Source organism: Rhizobium mulingense, from assembly GCF_029194105.1.
GTDB lineage: Bacteria > Pseudomonadota > Alphaproteobacteria > Rhizobiales > Rhizobiaceae > Rhizobium > Rhizobium mulingense.
In genome coordinates, this window is sequence record NZ_JARFVE010000007.1 from 148,427 (window position 1) to 167,227 (window position 18,801).

20 protein-coding genes and 1 tRNA gene are annotated in these 18,801 nt (G+C 61.7%); 12 read left to right on the top strand and 9 right to left on the bottom strand.

All coding sequences use genetic code 11. The features are described 5' to 3' along the window. Positions 1-5 precede the first annotated feature (5 nt). From PYR71_RS17960 to PYR71_RS17980, 5 genes are all read left to right on the top strand, one after another. Positions 6-1,052, top strand: coding sequence for an ABC transporter substrate-binding protein (locus PYR71_RS17960; RefSeq protein ID WP_183917925.1), 1,047 nt, complete (start codon positions 6-8; stop codon positions 1,050-1,052). 253 nt (positions 1,053-1,305) lie between these two features. Beyond that, positions 1,306-2,250, top strand: a complete 945-nt coding sequence (locus PYR71_RS17965) for a Bug family tripartite tricarboxylate transporter substrate binding protein (RefSeq protein WP_275620299.1) — start codon at positions 1,306-1,308, stop codon at positions 2,248-2,250. Then, positions 2,247-2,738: a tripartite tricarboxylate transporter TctB family protein gene (locus PYR71_RS17970; protein ID WP_183917929.1), complete on the top strand. Its 492-nt coding sequence runs from the start codon at positions 2,247-2,249 to the stop codon at positions 2,736-2,738. The genes PYR71_RS17965 and PYR71_RS17970 overlap by 4 nt, the downstream gene beginning before the upstream one ends. 84 nt (positions 2,739-2,822) lie before the next feature. Next, entirely contained in the window at positions 2,823-4,340 is a 1,518-nt protein-coding gene (locus PYR71_RS17975; RefSeq protein ID WP_183917931.1) for a tripartite tricarboxylate transporter permease, read from the top strand. A 152-nt stretch (positions 4,341-4,492) separates the two neighbouring features. Beyond that, positions 4,493-4,663, top strand: a complete 171-nt coding sequence (locus PYR71_RS17980; RefSeq protein WP_275620300.1) for a hypothetical protein — start codon at positions 4,493-4,495, stop codon at positions 4,661-4,663. A gap of 102 nt (positions 4,664-4,765) precedes the next feature. Here PYR71_RS17980 and PYR71_RS17985 read toward each other — a convergent pair whose 3' ends face one another. After that, positions 4,766-5,854, bottom strand: a complete 1,089-nt coding sequence (locus PYR71_RS17985) for a DUF475 domain-containing protein (protein WP_275620301.1) — start codon at positions 5,852-5,854, stop codon at positions 4,766-4,768. A 346-nt stretch (positions 5,855-6,200) separates the two neighbouring features. Here PYR71_RS17985 and PYR71_RS17990 point away from each other — a divergent pair, with 346 nt between their 5' ends. From PYR71_RS17990 to PYR71_RS18000, 3 genes are all read left to right on the top strand, one after another. After that, positions 6,201-6,431 carry a hypothetical protein gene (locus tag PYR71_RS17990; protein ID WP_275620302.1) on the top strand — a complete coding sequence of 77 codons (231 nt, stop codon included), beginning with the start codon at positions 6,201-6,203 and terminating at the stop codon, positions 6,429-6,431. Between the two features lie 61 nt (positions 6,432-6,492). After that, positions 6,493-6,636, top strand: coding sequence for a hypothetical protein (locus PYR71_RS17995; RefSeq protein ID WP_275620427.1), 144 nt, complete (start codon positions 6,493-6,495; stop codon positions 6,634-6,636). A 227-nt stretch (positions 6,637-6,863) separates the two neighbouring features. Continuing rightward, entirely contained in the window at positions 6,864-7,580 is a 717-nt protein-coding gene (locus PYR71_RS18000) for a hypothetical protein (RefSeq protein WP_275620303.1), read from the top strand. A gap of 6 nt (positions 7,581-7,586) precedes the next feature. Here PYR71_RS18000 and PYR71_RS18005 read toward each other — a convergent pair whose 3' ends face one another. From PYR71_RS18005 to cpdR1, 5 genes are all read right to left on the bottom strand, one after another. Further along, positions 7,587-8,081 carry a hypothetical protein gene (locus tag PYR71_RS18005; RefSeq protein ID WP_183917945.1) on the bottom strand — a complete coding sequence of 165 codons (495 nt, stop codon included), beginning with the start codon at positions 8,079-8,081 and terminating at the stop codon, positions 7,587-7,589. A gap of 498 nt (positions 8,082-8,579) precedes the next feature. Then, on the bottom strand, positions 8,580-9,623 hold the full coding sequence (locus PYR71_RS18010) for a porin (protein ID WP_275620304.1): 1,044 nt from the start codon (positions 9,621-9,623) through the stop codon (positions 8,580-8,582). A gap of 599 nt (positions 9,624-10,222) precedes the next feature. Then, the gene (locus tag PYR71_RS18015; protein WP_210314515.1) at positions 10,223-10,504 is read right to left on the bottom strand and encodes a hypothetical protein; all 282 of its coding nucleotides are present in this window, start codon (positions 10,502-10,504) and stop codon (positions 10,223-10,225) included. Between the two features lie 100 nt (positions 10,505-10,604). Next, positions 10,605-10,679 (bottom strand) — tRNA-Val (locus tag PYR71_RS18020). A gap of 84 nt (positions 10,680-10,763) precedes the next feature. Further along, the gene (gene cpdR1 / locus PYR71_RS18025; protein WP_003542883.1) at positions 10,764-11,126 is read right to left on the bottom strand and encodes a response regulator CpdR1; all 363 of its coding nucleotides are present in this window, start codon (positions 11,124-11,126) and stop codon (positions 10,764-10,766) included. Positions 11,127-11,313: 187 nt separating this feature from the next. Here cpdR1 and PYR71_RS18030 point away from each other — a divergent pair, with 187 nt between their 5' ends. Both PYR71_RS18030 and hisN read left to right on the top strand, forming a co-directional pair. Then, the gene (locus PYR71_RS18030) at positions 11,314-12,195 is read left to right on the top strand and encodes an N-formylglutamate amidohydrolase (RefSeq protein ID WP_183917949.1); all 882 of its coding nucleotides are present in this window, start codon (positions 11,314-11,316) and stop codon (positions 12,193-12,195) included. Positions 12,196-12,477: 282 nt separating this feature from the next. After that, positions 12,478-13,251, top strand: coding sequence for a histidinol-phosphatase (gene hisN / locus PYR71_RS18035; protein WP_275620305.1), 774 nt, complete (start codon positions 12,478-12,480; stop codon positions 13,249-13,251). A 67-nt stretch (positions 13,252-13,318) separates the two neighbouring features. Here the strand turns inward: hisN and PYR71_RS18040 are convergent, their stop codons facing one another. Continuing rightward, positions 13,319-14,293, bottom strand: coding sequence for an alpha/beta fold hydrolase (locus PYR71_RS18040; protein WP_275620306.1), 975 nt, complete (start codon positions 14,291-14,293; stop codon positions 13,319-13,321). Between the two features lie 423 nt (positions 14,294-14,716). On the opposite strand from PYR71_RS18040, the gene PYR71_RS18045 reads away from it, so the two are divergent. Then, positions 14,717-15,187, top strand: a complete 471-nt coding sequence (locus tag PYR71_RS18045) for an Hsp20 family protein (RefSeq protein ID WP_183917955.1) — start codon at positions 14,717-14,719, stop codon at positions 15,185-15,187. A 75-nt stretch (positions 15,188-15,262) separates the two neighbouring features. On the opposite strand, the gene PYR71_RS18050 is transcribed toward PYR71_RS18045, so the two are convergent. Beyond that, positions 15,263-16,267 (bottom strand): bile acid:sodium symporter family protein, encoded by a 1,005-nt coding sequence (locus PYR71_RS18050; protein ID WP_275620307.1) that lies wholly within the window; start codon positions 16,265-16,267, stop codon positions 15,263-15,265. A gap of 92 nt (positions 16,268-16,359) precedes the next feature. Between PYR71_RS18050 and PYR71_RS18055 the strand changes: the two genes are divergently transcribed. Next, on the top strand, positions 16,360-17,214 hold the full coding sequence (locus tag PYR71_RS18055) for a LysR substrate-binding domain-containing protein (RefSeq protein WP_275620308.1): 855 nt from the start codon (positions 16,360-16,362) through the stop codon (positions 17,212-17,214). A 46-nt stretch (positions 17,215-17,260) separates the two neighbouring features. On the opposite strand, the gene PYR71_RS18060 is transcribed toward PYR71_RS18055, so the two are convergent. After that, complete coding sequence (locus tag PYR71_RS18060) at positions 17,261-18,313, bottom strand: threonine aldolase family protein (protein ID WP_183918222.1); 1,053 nt, start codon at positions 18,311-18,313, stop codon at positions 17,261-17,263. Positions 18,314-18,801: the final 488 nt, after the last annotated feature.

Genomic DNA, 18,801 nt, shown 5'->3' on the forward strand with positions numbered 1-18,801 from the left:
TCATCTTGCTGCTGGCATTCTGGCCGGGTTTTGCCCTGGCCGATCAGGTCTTTTTTCCGGCGAAATCGGGCAAGGCCGACGCGCCGGTGCTGACCGTTTATTCCTCGCTCGACGAGCCGCTGGCGCAGCCGATGATTCGGGGTTTTCAGGAGGCCAATCCCGATGTCGCGGTCAGATATGAGGATATGCTGACCGGCGAAATCTACGACCGGATCGTCGGGGAGACGGATGCCGGCAAGAAGACGGCGGATTTTGCTTTCTCCTCGGCGATGGATCTGCAGGTGAAGCTTTCGAATGACGGCTATGCGCAGGTCAGCAACCTGCCGATGAGCGCCGCGTGGCCGAAATGGGCGAACTGGCGCAACACCGCTTATGCGCTGACCTTCGAGCCGGCCGTATTCGTCTATCACAAGCCGAGCTTCGCGCATGAGCCGGTGCCAAGCTCGCGGGCGGAATTCATCGACTATCTGAAGCGCAAGGGCAATGCGGTCTATGGCCGGATCAGCACCTACGATATCGAGCGCTCCGGTGTCGGCTTTCTGTTCATGGCGCGCGACCAGGAGCAGTTCGGCGACATCTGGTCGGTGATCGGCGCGATGGGCTCGGCCGGCGTCAAACTTTACTCGACGAGCTCGGCGATCCTCGAACGCGTCGCCGACGGGCGCTTCGTGCTCGGCTACAATATTCTCGGCTCCTACGCCGCCGATTGGGCGTCGCGGCACCCTGATGTCGGGATCGTGCTGCCGAAGGACTATACGGTGGTGATGTCGCGGATCGGGCTGGTGCCGCAGGCGGCCGCCGAGCCGGAGCTCGGGCGTCGCTACCTTACCTTTTTCATGTCGAAGGAGGGCCAGACGATCATGGCGCGCGAGCTGCAGATCCCCGCGGTCAGTCCCGAGGTGGCCGGCGAGAACACGGCCAATACGCTGCAGGAGCTACTCGGCGCCCAGCTTCGGCCGGTGCCTGTCAGCCCCGGGCTGATGGTCTATCTCGACCAGGTGAAGCGAGCGCGGTTGATCGCGCACTGGAACGAGGTTCTGCGGGCTCAGTGAAGGCTCTCAGCGAAGACGACGCCGGCAATTACGGCAAAAAAGTGTCCTTTCCTCCTGGATATCTGGCCAATGTCAGCTAGATGACAGCTTGTTGTGGTGGCTTTGGCTACTTCTTCTCCGTGGAGGCGGAGAACTGAAGCTTTGGGAGGTCTTCCGATCGTCATTCAGGACAACTGTGTCCGCCGGCCGGCTACCCTCCCGATTCCCTGGAGAATAACAGGCGGTGCGCTCAGCCGCCGACGGAGGACACATCGTGAAGCATACGTTCATTGCAACCATTATCGCAGCGGCGATCGCGCTGCCGGCCTATGCGGCCGACTACACCATCATCGCGCCGGCCGCGCCCGGTGGCGGCTGGGACCAGACCGCCCGTTCGCTGCAGACAGCGCTGCAGCAGGAGAAGATTTCCGGTAACGTCCAGGTCCAGAACGTCCCCGGCGCCGGCGGCACCATCGGGCTGGCGCAATTCAGCAGCCAGGCTGCCGGCAACCCGAACGCGCTGATCGTCGGCGGCTATGTCATGGTCGGCGCCATCCTGACCAACAAGTCGCCGGTGACGCTCAAGAATGTCACGCCGATCGCTCGCCTGACTGGCGAATATGAGGCGGTCGTGGTTCCCGCCTCTTCCGATATCAAGACGATGGCCGATCTGGTCGCCGCGCTGAAGAAGGATCCGGGCGCTGTTTCCTGGGGCGGCGGCTCGGCCGGCGGCACCGATCACATTACCGTCGGCCTGATCGCCAAGGCCGCCGGGGTCGACCCGACCAAGATCAACTATGTCGCCTTTTCCGGCGGCGGCGAAGCACTTGCCGCCATTCTCGGCAGTCAGGTCACCGCCGGTGTCTCGAGCTACAGCGAGTTCGAATCGCAGGTGAAAGCGGGCACGCTGCGTCTTCTCGCGGTTTCCAGCGACAAGCGAATCGACGGCGTTGATGCTCCGACGCTGAAGGAAGCCGGCACCGATGTCAGCATCCAGAACTGGCGCATGGTCGCCGCTGCCCCCGGCCTGTCGGCAGAGCAGGTCGCGGCCATCACCTCCGATTTCGAGAAACTGCACAGCTCCGCCACCTGGCAGGAAACTCTGAAGACCAAGGGCTGGGCCGACACCTATCTGTCCGGCGACGCCTTCAAGGCGCAGCTCGAAAAGGATGTCGCCGCCACCGAAGGCATCCTCAAAGAGATCGGACTTGTTCAATGAGCGGGGATAACATCTCCTCGGCAACCACGCGCCGCCCTGATTGGGCGGCGTGCATCATTGCCGCTTTCCTCTTTGTCGTCGCCGGCGTGATGTTCTGGGATGCATCGCATCTGAAAACAATCGCGCAGTACGACCGCATCGGCCCGGCAACGATGCCCGAAGTGGTGGCCTTCGGCCTCTTCTGTCTTGGGATCTGGACCGTCGCCGAAGCTTGGCGCGGCGAGTTTCCGGAACGCGATCGGCAGGAAGTTGCGCCGGTCATCTGGATTGTTGCCGGTCTTGTCGGACAGATGCTGCTTCTGCGCGTTGCCGGCTTCTCGATCGCCACCGGTCTACTGTTTGCATTGACGGCACGCGGCTTCGGCAAGCGCAAGCTCTGGATCTCGCTGCCGTTCGGCATCGTCTTCAGCTTCGTCGTCTGGGCGATCTTCTCGCAGCTGCTGCAGCTGACGCTGCCGGCCGGCCCGCTCGAACGCCTGTTCTTCTGACGGCGCGCGCGCTGTCGGCACTTTTGATTTTGCGCAGCGCCGGATCGGGTAACGCACGGCCGGGAACGCGCTTGGGATATCAAGATGAGCACATTCGAATTCCTATGGCAGGGGATCCTGGTTGCGATGCAGCCGATGAACCTGGTTTATGCGCTGGTCGGCGTGACGCTCGGCACTGCCGTCGGCGTGCTGCCCGGCATCGGACCTGCACTCACCGTGGCGCTGCTGTTGCCCGCCACCTATAAGCTCGACCCCGGTGGCTCGCTGATCATGTTCGCCGGCATCTATTATGGCGGCATGTATGGCGGTTCGACGACCTCGATCCTCTTGAACACGCCAGGCGAAAGCGCCTCGATCGTCACAGCGCTCGAAGGTAACAAGATGGCGCGGGCAGGGCGTGGCGGGCCGGCGCTGGCGACGGCGGCGATCGGTTCTTTCGTCGCCGGCCTGCTAGCGACACTCGGGCTCGCCTTCATCGCCCCCTATATCGTCAAGCTGGCGCTGGTGTTTGGACCGCGTGAATATTTCGCGCTGATGGTGCTTGCCTTCGTCACCGTCTCCTCGGCTTTCGGCGATTCGGCGCTGCGGGGCTTGACCTCGCTGTTCATCGGCTTTGCCCTTGCCATGGTCGGCATCGACCAGCAGACGGGGCAGGCCCGACTTTCCTTCGGCATACCCGACCTGCTCGACGGTATCGAGGTAACGACGCTCGCTGTGGCGATGTTCGCGATCGGCGAGACGCTTTATATCGCCGCGCAGGGCAACCGGATCGAAGATAAGGTCGAAGCCGTCAAAGGCTCGCTCTGGATGAACGCGCAGGACTGGGCGCGTTCGTGGAAGGCCTGGCTGCGCGGCACGCTGATCGGCTTTCCGATCGGCGCCATGCCGGCGGGCGGCGCGGAAATCGGCACCTTCCTCTCCTATGCGACGGAAAAGCGGCTGGCAAAGAACCCCGAGGAGTTCGGCCATGGCGCGATCGAGGGCGTGGCCGGTCCGGAGGCAGCGAACAACGCGTCTGCGGCCGGGACGCTGGTGCCGCTGCTGACGCTGGGCCTGCCGACGACGGCGACGGCGGCGATCATGCTTGCCGGCTTCCAGCAATACGGGCTGCAGCCCGGTCCGCTGCTGTTTGCCACCAACCCACAGCTCGTCTGGGGTCTGATCGCCAGCCTGCTCATCGCCAATGCGATGCTCTTGGTCTTGAACCTACCGATGATCGGGCTCTGGGTGCGGCTGCTGACCATTCCGAAGCCGTGGCTTTACGCGGGCATCCTGCTGTTTGCGACGCTCGGGACGATCGGCGCCAATCCGTCGGTATTCGAACTCGGCATGCTGCTGGCTTTCGGCCTGCTCGGTTACGTGATGCGGCTCTTCGGCTATCCGATTGCGCCGACGGTCGTCGGCCTGATCCTCGGGCCGCTTGCTGAACAGCAGCTGCGCCGGGCACTGGCGATCAGCCAGGGCGACGTCACGACGCTGGTCATGTCACCGATCGCAGCCGGCCTGCTCGTTGTCGCGGCAGCCGCCTTCCTCATCCCACTGATCCTGCGGCTGCGTGGCCGGGGACAGGTGCTTGCGCAGCTGGCGGCAAACGAAGACTGAAAAGACAAACTTACCCCTGCCTCAAGGCCGGCCTTGGAGACATGCGCCGGCCTCTTCTTTCTTGCATGGCTGAGATGAGTTTACGTGCATTGTCCTGCAGGACGGGCGGCCCCATTTGCAGGTGGTCAATCATAGAACGAGAGCAAAACACAATGTCCGCTATCCGCAGTTCAATCCGCACCGGTTTCCTCGGCCGTGCATTTGCCGTGCTCGGCGCCGCAAACGCGGTCAGCGCCGCTGTCGAAGCCGGCCGCCGGCCGCGCGCCCGCGACCTCAGTGAACTCGGCATCGATCCGGCCTCCTTCGATCGGGTCACCCGCTAAGATTTTCAATGCATGAATGAAACAGCCCGCAGCCGGATGGTTGCGGGCTTTATCATTTTTGGCCAAGGGAGCCGCAACGCCAAGCGCTGCGGCTTGTTGGCGTCAGGCGTGAAGCTCTTCCTGCCGGGCGTGGTCTTCCACCCGCTCGCGCCTGTTGTGGCGGATGGATGACCAGAGCGACAGGCCGATCAGGGCCGCGCCGCCAAGCCCGGTGATCACCTCGGGGATGTGCACCAGGGTCTGCGCATACATGATCACCGCGAGGATCAGGATGGCATAGAACGCGCCATGCTCGAGATAGCGGTATTCGGCAAGCGTTCCCTTCTCCACCAGCATGATCGTCATCGAGCGCACATACATGGCGCCGATGCCGAGGCCGATGGCGATGACGAAGAGGTTCTGCGTCAAGGCGAAGGCGCCGATGACACCGTCGAAGGAGAAGCTGGCATCCAGCACTTCCAGATAGATGAAGGCGCCAAGGCCGCCCTTGGCGGCGGCGCTCATCGTCTGCTGCGAGGCATCGAGCAGCTCGCCGACGACCTCGACCGCCAGGAAGGTGAGCAGGCCGTAGATGGCGCAATGGACGAAGACGCTGGCTTCCTCGCCTCCGATCAGCCAGGAGAACACAAGCATCAGCGCCAGCACGAAGGCGATCTCGATGCCCCTGATGGTCGCCGAGCGCGCCATCACCTTCTCCAGGCCGCGAAGCCAATGGATTTTCTTCTCGTGGTCGAAGAAATAGCTGAGGCCGACCATCATTAGGAAGGTGCCGCCGAAGGCTGCGATCGGCAGATGCGCATCGTTCATGATGCGGGCATATTCTGCGGGCTCGCGGGCAGCCAGCACCAGCGCGTCCCAGGGGCCGATCCGTGCCGCGATCGCGACGATCGCCAACGGAAAGACGATGCGCATGCCGAAGACGGCAATGATGATGCCCCAGGTGAGGAAGCGTTTCTGCCAGAGCGGCGTCATTTCCTTCAGCTTGTTGGCATTGACGATGGCATTGTCGAAGGAGAGCGAGATCTCGAGTACCGCAAGCACGGTGCAGATGAAGAAGACGGTCGCCATGCCGCCGATGGTGCCGGTCGTCTGCCAGCCGAGCACGGCGCCGAGAATAAGGCCGAGAGCAGTTACGATGAAAGCCCAGCGGAAATAGCCGAGCGAGGATTCATGGGTTGCAGGTTGATTCATGGCCGTACCTCACGGCCGCAAATCTTTTTGGAGAGCCTGGAGAGCGAAAAACGCGGCATGCCACAACGGGGATGCTGGCAAGGCATGGTGAGTTTTTTCATCGATGAAAAATCCGCCGGCTAAGCTGCAGGCGGTACCGACATCACGAGAGCGCCGTAAAAACTCTCGCCAGAGGGGCCCGGCACCAAACATTGTCCGCAGCCGATGTCTGGAAGGCTGCGGACAGGCTCTAGGTAGTCAACTTCCCGGCTCAGTCAAGCCGGTCATTGCCGGGAGATTGTCAGTTTTTTTGGGAACCATCCCGACGCCCGCTCGTTAGGCCCTGGTTGAGCTGAAAAGGAGGCCGATGATGCACACTTCGACCCACGTTCCCGACAAACGCACGGAGGCATCCGACCGCATGAAGCGGGCGAAGCCGAACCGCATGCAGAAGGTGCAGGTGCTGCCGCCGCATCATGTCGACCTGACGCTGACGCCCGGCGTCATTCATGACATCCACGTGCCGGCGCATGTGAGCGGTGCGGATCTCTCCAAAGGCGGTCCCGACCTCAAGGGCCACGCGGAAACCAAGAAATAGCGCTTGTCCAGCGGCCTTTTTAGCGCTTGCCACCGGAATTTCGAAACAGGATGAGAACCAAATGACGATTAACTTTGTACCCCGCGATATTGCCATCCGGCATGAAAATGAATGGCAGGCTATACGTGAGGCGGCGGACGAGCGCATCGATATCGGCAAACGTCGAACGGGGAAAAACGATCCTTCGGCCGCACGCTCTGAATGAGCGGCGAGCCATTGTAGCAAGACCGGCGCCCGGCATGATGCCGGGCGTTTTGCTGTCTATCGATGCTCATCCCGAGCGGCGCGCCGCCGGGGTTGCGGCCGAAGTGTGTTCGGGGCGTCGATGCCGTTTCTGGAAAAGATCAGCTGCGCAAGCATCATCCTGTCGCCGCGCCAACCTTTCGGAAAGGATTGGCCGGCGATAATTGCGGCCTCACGGGAATCGGACAGATGGGCAAGACAGCGACACGCGGCCGCCGCAAGGCGCCGGCGAGAGGAAAGAGCAGGGCGCGCAGCGGCGGCGGTGGATTGCTGCCCTGGGCGGTGATCGGCATTGCCGCGATCGGCGGCATTCTTGCTCACGATCATTGGAAGAGCATTCAGCCGCTGCTTGCCCGCCAATCGGCGCCGGCCACGCGGGAAACGGCGGAGCCGAGGCCTGTCGCCAGGAGGGATGTGCCGCCGAAGCAGGTGGCGCTTGCCGCGCCGACGCCGAAAACGGCACCGGTCACGCCGCAATCGTTGCCGCCGGCCGCCATCCCGACGCCAGTCATCCAGCCGGTCAAGGCGGTTCCGACCGCGGTCTCTCCCGGGGATGCACAAACGGGAACGGCCGCCTTCGGCTATTGCGGCCAGGGCGCCCATATCAACTGCGTCGGCGACGGCGGCGTCTTCTGGTACAAGGGCGAGAAGATCGTCATCGCCGATATGGCAAGTCCGATCGTCGACCGGGCGCGCTGCGATGACGAGCGCAGGATCGCCTTTGCCGCCAAATCGCGGCTGCTGGCGCTGCTGAACGCCGGACCCTTCACCATGAATGCGGCAGGCAAGACCGAGTCTTCCGGCGCCCCGCGCGTCGTTTCGCGCGATGGCCGCTCTTTCGGAGCGCAGCTGATTAACGAGGGGCTGGCGCGCAAGCCAGGGGCGGGCGGCGCCTGGTGCGCCTGATATTTGTTACTTGCCCTTTTTCACCAGTTTGCCGCCGGTGCGGAAGCTGCCGGTGAAGGAGGAATCCTTGCTTTCGGCCGTGCATTCGATCGCGATCGGCTTGCCGGCATAGGGATTGCCGAAGGTGCAGAAGCCGGCGACCTTGACCTGACCGGTCATCTTGTTGCCGACGCCTGTCGTGACAAGGCTGAGGGGCAAGCGGGCATTGCCATTGGACGCGGGCTTGATCCCGGCGCCATCGCCCTGGAAGCCGAGCGCCTTGCCATCCGACGTGAAGATGAACGTCACCGAGCCGTTGGCTAGCGTAACGCTGGCAAGCTCGTTCTTGCAGCCCTTGGTGGCGTCGAATTTGGCAACGACGAGCTTGGCGCATTTGCCGGACAGGGTAATGACGCCGGCCGCGCCGGGAAAGGTTTCGGCAGGAGAGGCCGGTGCGGCGGTGGCCGGCAAGGCAAGGGCGGCGGACAAAAATGCGGCGGCGGCAAGCGCAGATAAGTTCATTTCGATTTCAAACCCCATGTGCTGGCAAGGCGAATCACCGCCCCATCCTCGATTCGCCATGGCATTGTTCTGTGTCCGAATTTGGTTCCGCTATCCCCACGGCATAAGATTCCCGCCGGCTGCGCCTGGTCAGCCGTTGACGGCAAATGGGTGAAAAGCCCGCTGAGCTTGCCGGCCGGAAAGCAGGGCAACGGCGTCCTTGTCAGGTATCGACAAGCTGGCATGATTTGACGGTGGCAAGGCACTCGTCGAGCGCCTGCCGTCTTGAATGCACTGTCTGATCAGGGGAATGGGTCCAGGCAGGGAAGTCCAGACCCATTCTTTCCCGATCGGAGGTCAGTCAGATCAGGAATTTGCGGCTGCCGGCTAGAGCATGATGCCGAAATTGTAGGCAGTTTTCGGACGACATCATCCTCTAACTCTTAATTTAGAACAGGATTCAGATTTTAGCCCGAACGGACCTAAAATCATCCTGTTCTAGCCGGCAGCCATGTTTTATCAGAACGCGCGCTGCAGGCGGAAGAAGCCCGAGGTGACGTCGTCAGCATTGTCCGGATCGAGGTACTGGACCGAGATCTTCGTGGAGAGGTTGTCAACGATCTGGTAGTCGATCGTTACGCCGGCCTTCCAGGCGCTGACGTCGTCGTTGAACTCGCCAGCGGTGACGCCGTAGTTGTCGTAGTACTGAACAGCCGGGGTGATCTTCAGCTTGTCAGTCGCCTTGATGGCGTATTCGGCAGCGATCGCCCATTCAGCCTTGTTGTAGTAGGCGTTCGGGTTGGAGGCGTAGACGACTGCGAGGCCGAGCGTGCCCGGACCGACAGCAACGGTACCCATGGCGCGGACGGCACCTTCTTCGTTGTCGGTGTCGTAACCAGCCGTGATCTGGTAGCTGAAGATACCAGCCTTGCCGCCGAGACCAACGGCAACGCCGACGTTGTTGGGCGTTTCGCCGTTGTAGAACGGGCCGTCTTCCAGCTCATCGACGCTGATGCCAGCGTAGAAGGCGTCGGTTTCGTACTGATAACGGATGGAGTTATGCAGGGTGACCTGAGAACCGATATCGTCGGTTTCGCCCGAGAGGCCATCGTCCCACCAGCTGTAGAACAGACCAGCGCGGAAGCCGGCGATGTCGATGTAAGCGGAATCGAGCTGGGCCTTCTGGGCCGAAGCGTTGTCAGCATTGAACTGCATGACGATGACACCGGTCAGCGGACCGTATTCGGTGTCGCTCTTGGCCGTGAACTGAACCTGGCCGCGCGTACGGGCATCCCAGTCCGAGTCGTTGGCAACGGAACCGCCGCCGCTGGCGCCGATCGAGCTGGCGTTCGGAGCAACGTCAACCTGGAAACGGACATAACCGTTGATCTTGAGGCAGGTTTCGGTGCCCGGAATGTAGAAATAGCCGGTGCCGTAAGCGTCGCAGACGCGGACGTACTCAACCGGTTCCGGTTCGGCAGCAACGATAGCGTCAGCCGCCTGAGCGCCGGATACTGCTGCGAGAGCAGCAGCGGAGCCGAGAAGAAGGCTCTTGATGTTCATGGAATAACCTCCAGTTCAGATGCGAGAGGATGAAGACCGTTGCCATCGGCAGTCCCTACGGATCTTCACCCCGTGTGAGCGAAGCGGCATCTTTTTAACCAGTTGCCTGCCTCGCCGCGGTAGTTACATGGGGGATATTGCGCCGCAATAAGGATATCGATCATGACAACAGGCGGGCATAGCTATGTTGCTGAAATAACACGCGTTTTGTCACAAACTCGTCATCTGTTCGTCACAAACTCGGCGGCTCTTGATGCTTGACTAACGAGGGGTTGAAACTTGAAAACGCTAATGCAAGTGGCGAGCGCGTGAGCATGTCCTCACATGCTGTCGAGCCGTCGCTGTGATCTGCGCGACTCCGGGGATGGCTCGTAGGTAACTGCGATGGGCGGAGGCAGGCGCGGCTAAGGCCGGCAAGGCGAGGGCGGCGGAAACGAGGGGGGCGGCTGCCGGTGCGAATAATCTCCTACCTCTGACTGTGCCGGCGAACCGGTCGTACGCTGGAAGTCAGGTATTCGCATGGTTCTGCGACGTGATCTGGCGGCGTTCTCGGCCTGAATTGCTTCCTTAACGCGGTCGCGAACACCCCGCCCAAGAATTCATTCCAGGATGGCTTCCTTGCGGGCAACATTGCCGCTCACATCGATGTCACTGCCCAACATCGCGCTGCCGGTCAGATCGACACCGTAGTCCAGGAGGTTCTGACGCGTCAGGTGAAGCATGATACGGCCGGCCTGCTCGACCGGCCTGCCGCGCATATGGGAGACGACGTACTCGGCAGTGACGGGGTAGCGTCCCTCAGGAAGGCTGACACCTTTTGCCAGGGAAATCTTGTCGTTGGAAACCACAAGAGTTTTGCGTCGTTTGATGACCTGGGCCAAGTCTGAAACTCCTACTGGAGCAGGTGTATCACGCCCGCAAGCCGCGATGTAAAAAGGCCTCTCGATTTCTCGAAAGGCCTTCTAGGTCAAGCAATCTGGATGGTGGGCGTGACAGGGATTGAACCTGTGACCCCTACGATGTCAACGTAGTGCTCTCCCGCTGAGCTACACGCCCATCCGATGGCGGCGCATAGATCACAAAACATTCGGAGCCGTCAATAGGCTTTTTTCAGTTTTGTGACGCGCCGCCCGGCAAGCCTTATGCGGCAAGCATTTTGTTGACCTCGTCGACGAGGTCGCGCAGGTGGAAGGGCTTGGAAAGGACCTTGGCATCCTTCGGCGCCTTCGAATCAGGGTTCAGCGCCACGGCGGCAAAACCGGTGATGAACATGACCTTCAGGTCGGGATCGAGTTCGGTGGCGCGGCGCGCCAGTTCGATGCCGTCCATCTCGGGCATGACGATATCGGTCAGCAACAGGGAAAACGGCTCCTCGCGCAGCCGGTCATAGGCGCTGGCGCCGTTATCATAAGAAAGGACCTTGTAGCCGGCCTTTTCCAGCGCTTTCACCAAGAAGCGGCGCATGTCGTTGTCGTCTTCGGCGAGAAGTATCTTCTGAGTCATCAATCCAGACCGCTGATCAATAGGTTTTGGGTGGGTGCCAGCCGTTTACACTAGTCTTTGCCCGGTAAACAACCGGTGAATTGCCTGTGCGTGATTGCCATCCCTTCTACATAGTATGGACTTGGGGCCGGGCAACTGGCAACATGGCCGAAGCAGTCAGTTCATGACATGGTAAAGAGGGCAGAAAGTGCCGGAAATCCGCGAATACGAGCTTTTTGAAGTCCATGAGCCCGTGTCGCAGACCATTCCCTTCGTCTACAACTCCCCCCATAGCGGCCGCATTTATCCACCGGAATTCATCGCCCAGTCGAGGCTCGAAGGCATCGCCATCCGCCGTTCCGAGGATCACTATGTCGATGAGCTCTTCGGTTCGGCCGTCACCCTCGGCGCACCGCTTCTCGCCGCCAACTTTCCGCGCGCCTATCTCGACGTCAACCGCGAGCCTTACGAGCTCGATCCCAGGATGTTCGACGGGCTGCTGCCGCCCTATGCCAATGTCAACTCGCTGAGGGTCGCCGGCGGGCTCGGCACCATTCCGCGCATCGTCGCCGAGAACATGGAGATCTATGCGCGGCGCTTGCCGGTGCAGGAGGGGCTGGATCGGGTCGAAGCGGTCTACAAGCCTTACCATGCGGCGCTGCGCCGGCTGATCGCCCGTACCCATGTGCAGTTCGGCTTCGGCGTGCTGATCGATTGCCACTCGATGCCCGGGAATGTGCGCGTCGCCGGCTGCACCGGACGGCCCGATTTTATCATCGGCGATCGCTACGGCACCAGCGCTTCGGCCGAACTTTCGCGCGCCGCCATCGCCATCCTCGAGGAAATGGGGTTCGCGGCGATCCGCAACAAGCCCTATGCCGGCGGGTTCATCACCGAACATTACGGCCGCCCCTCGCGCGGCCTGCATGCATTGCAGATCGAGGTGAATCGGGCGATCTATGTCGACGAAGTGACGCTAGAGAAGCGCGAGGATTTTGCCGCGGTGGCCGAGGCTGTGACGGCCTTCATGCAGCAGATGGCGGATTACGTCGATAAGTTCGCCGGCGACCGGGCGCTGGCCGCCGAATAGGCTTCTTTATCAGTTTGGCGATCTTCGTGTGGCCGTCGTCTTTCGCAAGGCCAAAAAAGAACCGCGCTTGTCAGCGCGGCTAAGTCTAGGGAGGAAACACCCAAGGAGGGTATTTACAGTCAGAAGACTGTACCGACGACGCTACTATTGCATTGCACAAATGTCAAGCAATATATTGCGCTGCGTCATCTTTGGGCAGTTCGTCGGATATTGCCCGCGGCGTTTGCATTCCCGTCACGTTTCGCTATGAAACCCCGATCCCGCCAGCCAAATGGTGCCACCATGCTTCCTGACCGTTCGTTCTTCAATCGTCTGGCGGAGGCCGCCCGCGCCGAGACGCTGCCGCGCTTCCGCTCCGGCCTCGATGTCGCCAACAAGCTTTCCTCGGGGTTCGATCCGGTGACGGAAGGCGACCGGGCTGCCGAGTTCGCCATCCGGGCGCTGATCGAGGAGAATTTCCCCGATCACGGCATTCTCGGCGAAGAGCACGGCAATGTCGGGCTCGATCGTGACTATGTCTGGGTGATCGATCCGATCGACGGAACCCGCGCCTTCATAGCGGGCGTGCCGGTGTGGGGCACGCTTATCGGCCTGCAGAAAGAGGGTCGGGCGATCATGGGCATGATCGAACAACCCTTTACCGGCGAGCGTTATTTCGCCGACGAAAACGGTTCGATCTATACCGGGCCGGAGGGCGAGCTGCGGCTGGTGACGCGCCAGTGCGACCGGCTCTCGAACGCCATTCTGTTCACCACATCGCCGCACCTCTTCGGCGGCGAGGAGATGGAAAAATACCGGGAGATCGAGAGCCAGGTGCGGCTCTTCCGTTACGGCTGCGACTGCTATGCCTATGCGCTGCTGGCTGCCGGCCATATCGACCTCGTCATCGAGAACGGCCTGAAGCCCTATGATGTCGGCGGCATCATTCCCGTAATCGAGGGGGCGGGCGGGATCATCACCACCTGGGACGGCAGCCGGCCGGAAAATGGCGGCTCGATCATCGCCGCAGGCAGCCGGGCGGTCTACGAGCAGGCGATCGCCGTGCTGCAGCGCTGATCCCCGTCAGCTCCCCTGATCCCCCGGTCAGCTCGGCTGATCCCGCGGTCAGCCTGCTGATCCGGGCTCACGTGCCGAGGGCTGGGACATTCTGGTTTTCCTCGGCATCGCTGCCAGGAATGAAGGCATGGAAGGCGGCGAGTGCGGCGGCGCGGTAGATATCCCGTTCCTGGAAGATTTCGTGGCGGGCGCCATTGATCGGCACCAGCTGACCGGCGCGGAAATAGCGCGAAAGCCGCTCCTGAGCCGTATAGGGAACGACGCCGTCACGCGTCGGGGCGATGACGATGGTCGGTATGGTGATCGAAAAAAGATGGTTGGGTGAGGTGACCCGATCGATGGTCCTGAACGCCTCGGTGAGCCAACGGGCTGTCGGCGGACCGAGCGTCAGCTCCGGATGAGCCTTCATCATCGCGACATTGCGGTCGAAGCGCTGTTCGTCCGAGGTCAGCGGGTTGTGGCTGAAGTCCGGCTCCTTCAATTTCGAGGTCAACGGCAGGAAACCAAGGCCGAGAGCGGTCAGCGTGCCTGCAAGGGCACGGATGACGCGGGGTGAGGCCGTCTGGCCGGTCAGGCCGATGAAGGGAGCGGACAGCACCATGCGGTCGATGCGAGTGGTCAGATAAGGGGCGGCTGACAGCGCGATCAGCCCACCGGTGGAATGGGCGAGCAGGTAGAAAGGCAGGCGCGTGTCCGGCAGCACCACCTTTTCGAGGAAGGTGTCGAGATCGTGCTCATAATCGACAAAGCGGCGGATGTGACCGTGATTGCGGCGTTTCATCAGCCGCGGCGACCCGCCCTGGCCGCGCAGATCGAAGGTCGCGACCCAGAGGCCTTTCGCCGTCAGGTCGCGGATGGTCTCAAAGTACTTTTCGATATACTCGTTGCGGCCATGGAGAATGACCACCGTGCCCCTGGCGACCTGGGCGCCGGAGCGAAAGACGGCGTAACGCAGCCGGTGGCCGTCATGGGTTTCAAAATAACCTTCAGTGCGGTTTTCCGGGGCGGGATTGTCGGGCGTCGAATAGAGAACCTGATCCATGACTTTGCCAATGCGCCGCTGCTGCGTGCTTCGTTATCAGGGATAGCGCATGGCTCCCGGCTTGGAAAGCGGCGGCGCCCGCAAAGCGGCGGGAGAAAAGGGCCGGCAGGAGCATGAGGGTGCCCGCAGCCGGCCTAGGTTGAGGCTGAAGAAGAAGGGACGATGCACTTCAGCCGCCGGGACCAGATTTACCCGACGCTGCTATCTCTAGGCGCTTGCGTCTGAATGCGTTCCGAACCGGCCGTTCATGCGGGGTTCACGGGCCGTTCAAGGCGATTCCGAAAAGGTCTTGAACTCCGCAAATCCCATCACCATCTCCTTGCTGCGGGTGCCAAGAAGGGCCCGCGCAACCGTCCCGGGGCCGCCAAACATGGGGTTTCAGGGACATTTTATCGCAACACGTCGCTTCCACAGGAGGACATCATGCGTCACGTAGACTTCTCTCCCCTTTATCGTTCGACGGTCGGTTTCGACCGCCTGTTCACCATGCTCGACAGCCTTGCTCAGCCGGAGCAGGCGCAGACCTATCCGCCCTATAATATCGAGCGCACCGGTGAAAACACCTATCGCATCACCATGGCGGTCGCCGGTTTCGACGAGACCGAACTTTCGATCGAGGCCCATGCCCATGTGCTGTCCGTGAAGGGTGAAAAGAACGAGGAAACCGCCGAAGGCGGTGAATTCCTCTATCGCGGCATTGCCAAGCGCGCCTTCGAGCGCCGCTTCCAGCTCGCCGACCATGTCGAGGTGACCGCCGCTTCGCTGAAGAACGGCCTGCTGCACATCGACCTTCTGCGCAATATTCCTGAGGCCATGAAGCCCCGCAAGATCGCGATTGCCGCAGAGCCGGTCGAGGCTCCGAAGGCCATCGAGGCGCAGGTCGTCAACGGCTGATCATTATCCCGTGCGGATAAATGGACGGCGCTCCGCTTGGGGCGCCGTTTTTTATTGCGCTCGCTTTACTGCTGTTCAGGCGGGGCTGGCGGCATCCTTGATTTGCTGTTCGGTTGCGCGGCGGGCCGCGGCGGCGGCGTATTTCTGGGCGATGACGGAGCCGACCATCAGCTGGATCTGGTGGAAGAGCATCAGCGGAAGCACGATCGCGCCGATCGACTGGCCGGCAAAAATGACGTTTGCCATCGGCACGCCGCTTGCGAGACTTTTCTTGGAACCGCAGAAGGTGATGGTGATCTCGTCGGCCTTGCCGAAGCCGAGCCGGCGGCTGCCGAACATCGTCAGCAACAGCACTATCCCCAGAAGGAAGGTGTCGGCGACGATGACGACGCCGATATCGGCGATCGAGAAGGTATGCCAGAGTCCTTCGACGACTGCCGTCGAGAAGGCGAGATAGACGACCATCAGGATCGAGCCGCGGTCAACGGGCATCAGAATCTTCCTCCTGGCGCGAATCCAGTCGCCGATCCAGGGCTGCAGGATCTGGCCGGCGATGAAGGGGGCAAGCAGTTGCAGCAGGATCTGCTGAAGCGCGTCGAGGGAGAAGCCGCCATGGCCGCCGACGGAAAAGAGCAGGCCAACGAGCAGCGGCGTCAGAAACATGCCAAAAATATTCGAGGCGGAGGCCGAGCAGATGGCGGCAGGCACGTTGCCGCCGGCCATCGAGGTGAAGGCGATGGATGACTGCACCGTCGACGGCAGCACGCAGAGGAAGAGGATGCCGAGATAGAGCGGCTGCGGCAGGATCGCGTCCGGTATGAAGCCGAGCGCCAGGCCAAGCAGCGGGAAGATGCCGAAGGTCGTCAGCAGGATGACGAGATGCAGGCGCCAATGCAGGAGGCCCGCGATGACGACATCGCGCGAGAGGCGGGCGCCGTGCAGGAAGAACAGGGCGGCGATGGCGAGATCGGTGGCGATGCCGAAATAATCCGCGAAGGTGCCGCTTGCCGGAAACAGCGAGGCAAGGATGACGGTGCAGACAAGCAGGCTGGTGAAGTTATCGGGCAGAAAGCGGCGCATGGCGGTCTCGCGGCAAACAAGATTGGTTATTGTTCTGTCCGCCATTATGATCCAGGATGCAAGAAATAACAGTTATCAAGAAACTGGATGTCATGCTGGACCTTTCGCAATTGCGCAGTTTCGTCGCTGTCGAACAGATGGGCAGTTTCACGCTCGCCGCAGAAAGGCTGGGTCTCGGGCAATCGACGGTCAGTCAGCATATTCAGCGGCTGGAGGCGACGCTCAGTCGCAAGCTTCTGGCGCGCGACACGCACAAGGTCATGCTGACCGGCGATGGCGAAGCGCTGCTGACGCATGCGCGCGCCATGCTTTCGATCGAGGGGCAGGTGCAGTCGCTGTTTAAGAGCAACAGCCTGCGCGGCAGCCTGCGGCTCGGCGTCTCGGAGGATTTCGTCACCAGCCAGTTGCCGGCGGCGCTGGAAGATTTCGTTCGGTCGCACCCGTCCGTCGACCTTGAACTGACCGTGGCGCTCTCCGGCGTCCTCTACGAGATGCAGGACAATGGCGACATCGATCTGGTGCTTGCCAAGCGCCGGCTCGGTGACGCACGCGGGAAGCTCGTCTATCGCGAGCCGCTCGTCTGGCTGGCGCGCGATCCTGAGCGGCTGCTGGCAGCCGGGCCACTGCCGCTGATTGCTTTCCCGCCACCGAGCGTGACACGGGCGATCGCCCTGGAAGCGCTCGGGCGCAATGGCGTGCCGTGGCGGATCGTCTGCACTTGCGGCAGTCTCAGCGGGCTGACGGCGGCGGCGCGGGCCGGGATGGGCGTGCTGGTGCAGCCGCGCAGCATGGCGCCGTCGGGGCTGAGAGAGATCGCTGCTGGAAGACTGCCGGCGCTGGAGGACGTGGAATTCGTGCTCGTGCCGCGCAAGGGCGCCGATCAGGCGCTGGTCGCCGCACTTTCGGACGATATTCTGCAAAAGGTGAGAGGGCTGAGGTCGGCGTGAGCCATCGTCGGCACCGGGAGCCTGCCCGGCAGGCGGGCTCGGCCGATCAGGCGGCCAGGCACTTCAGGAAACCATCCACATCGGCTTGCGTGGTCGCAAAGCTGGTGACGAGGCGGATCAGGGTTTCGCCTTCGGAGACCAGTTCAGGCGTTGCCGCGGGCACCGGCCATGCGTAAAATTTGGCGCCCTTTTCCTCGGCGGTTTTTGCCGCGCGCTTGCTGATGACGGCAAAGACTTCGTTTGACGCGGTCGGCCAGGCGAGCCGCGCGGCATTGCTGGCGCCGATGCCGGCGCGCAAGCGATCGGCCATGCCGTTGGAATGGCGGGCGAGATCGAGCCAGAGCCCGTTTTCGAAATAGGCATCGAACTGGGCGGCGATGAAACGCGATTTGGAAAAGAGCTGGGCGGCGCGCTTGCGGATAAAGGGCATTTCGCGCGCCCGCTCCGGATCGAAGAAGACGATCGCCTCGGCGCACCAGCAGCCGTTTTTGGTGCCGCCGAAAGAGAGCATGTCGACGCCGCGCTTCCAGGTCATGTCGGCCGGAGTGGCGCCGAGCGCAATCAACGCATTGGCGAAGCGGGCGCCGTCCATGTGGAGCGGCAGGTTGCGCTTTCGTGATATGGCGGCGATCTCGCCGATCTCCGGCAGGGAATAGACGGTGCCGATCTCGGTTGCTTGGGTGATGGTGACGGCGCTGGCACGGCCGTGACGGAGGGCGTCCTCGGGAAAGTTGGCGATTTTTGCGGAGAGTTTCGCCGGATCGATCTTGCCGGCTTCGCCATCGACGGCAACGAGGCGGGCGGAGCCGGAGAAGAATTCCGGCGCGCCGCATTCATCCTCGATCACATGGGCCTCGGAATGGCAGAAAGTGATGCCGCCAGGGCGCTGGACGCTTGCCAGCGACAGGGAATTGGCGGCCGTGCCGGTGGCGACGAAGAAGACGGAAACCTCACGTTCGAAGATCTCGCAGAAGCGGGCCTCGACTTGTTTGTCGAGCTCGCCGGCGCCATAGGCAGGGGCAAAACCAGCCGATTCCGCCAGCAGGCGTTCGGCAATGGATCTGTGGGCGCCGGCCCAATTGTCGGATGCAAAGAACATAGCGGAGACCGTGGGAGTGAAACAGGTTGGGAGGGTCGCAGCGGACATTACGTCAATCCTTCACGGGATCAAGACCATTGCTTATAATCCATCACGAAAATTGAACCGCGCAATTAATAAATAAAATATTTCCGTTTCACGTAATTTTATTTCGTGATTGCGACTGATCTGGCAATCTTCCGTCGCAAAATCACGATTTTTGACCCGGCGCTCTTGCGAAGCCAAGTGCTTTCTGGCATAGAACAGATGAATTAGGACAGTGTTGCTGTCCTATTTTGGCCTTTGCGGCCGAAGAAGCGCCGAAAGCCCTGGAACAGGCGGGCTTTCACGCTATAGTTCTTCCGAGCGCCAAGCCTTAGGATGGGCGGCGCGCGGAGGCGAATGGCAGGCGCGCAACGCGACGGTTTGCTTTCCCTGGAAGCAGATGTCTGCGGCGATCTTCACAATGCAACAGCGCTGTCATGCGCCGAACCTATCTTCGGGTTGCG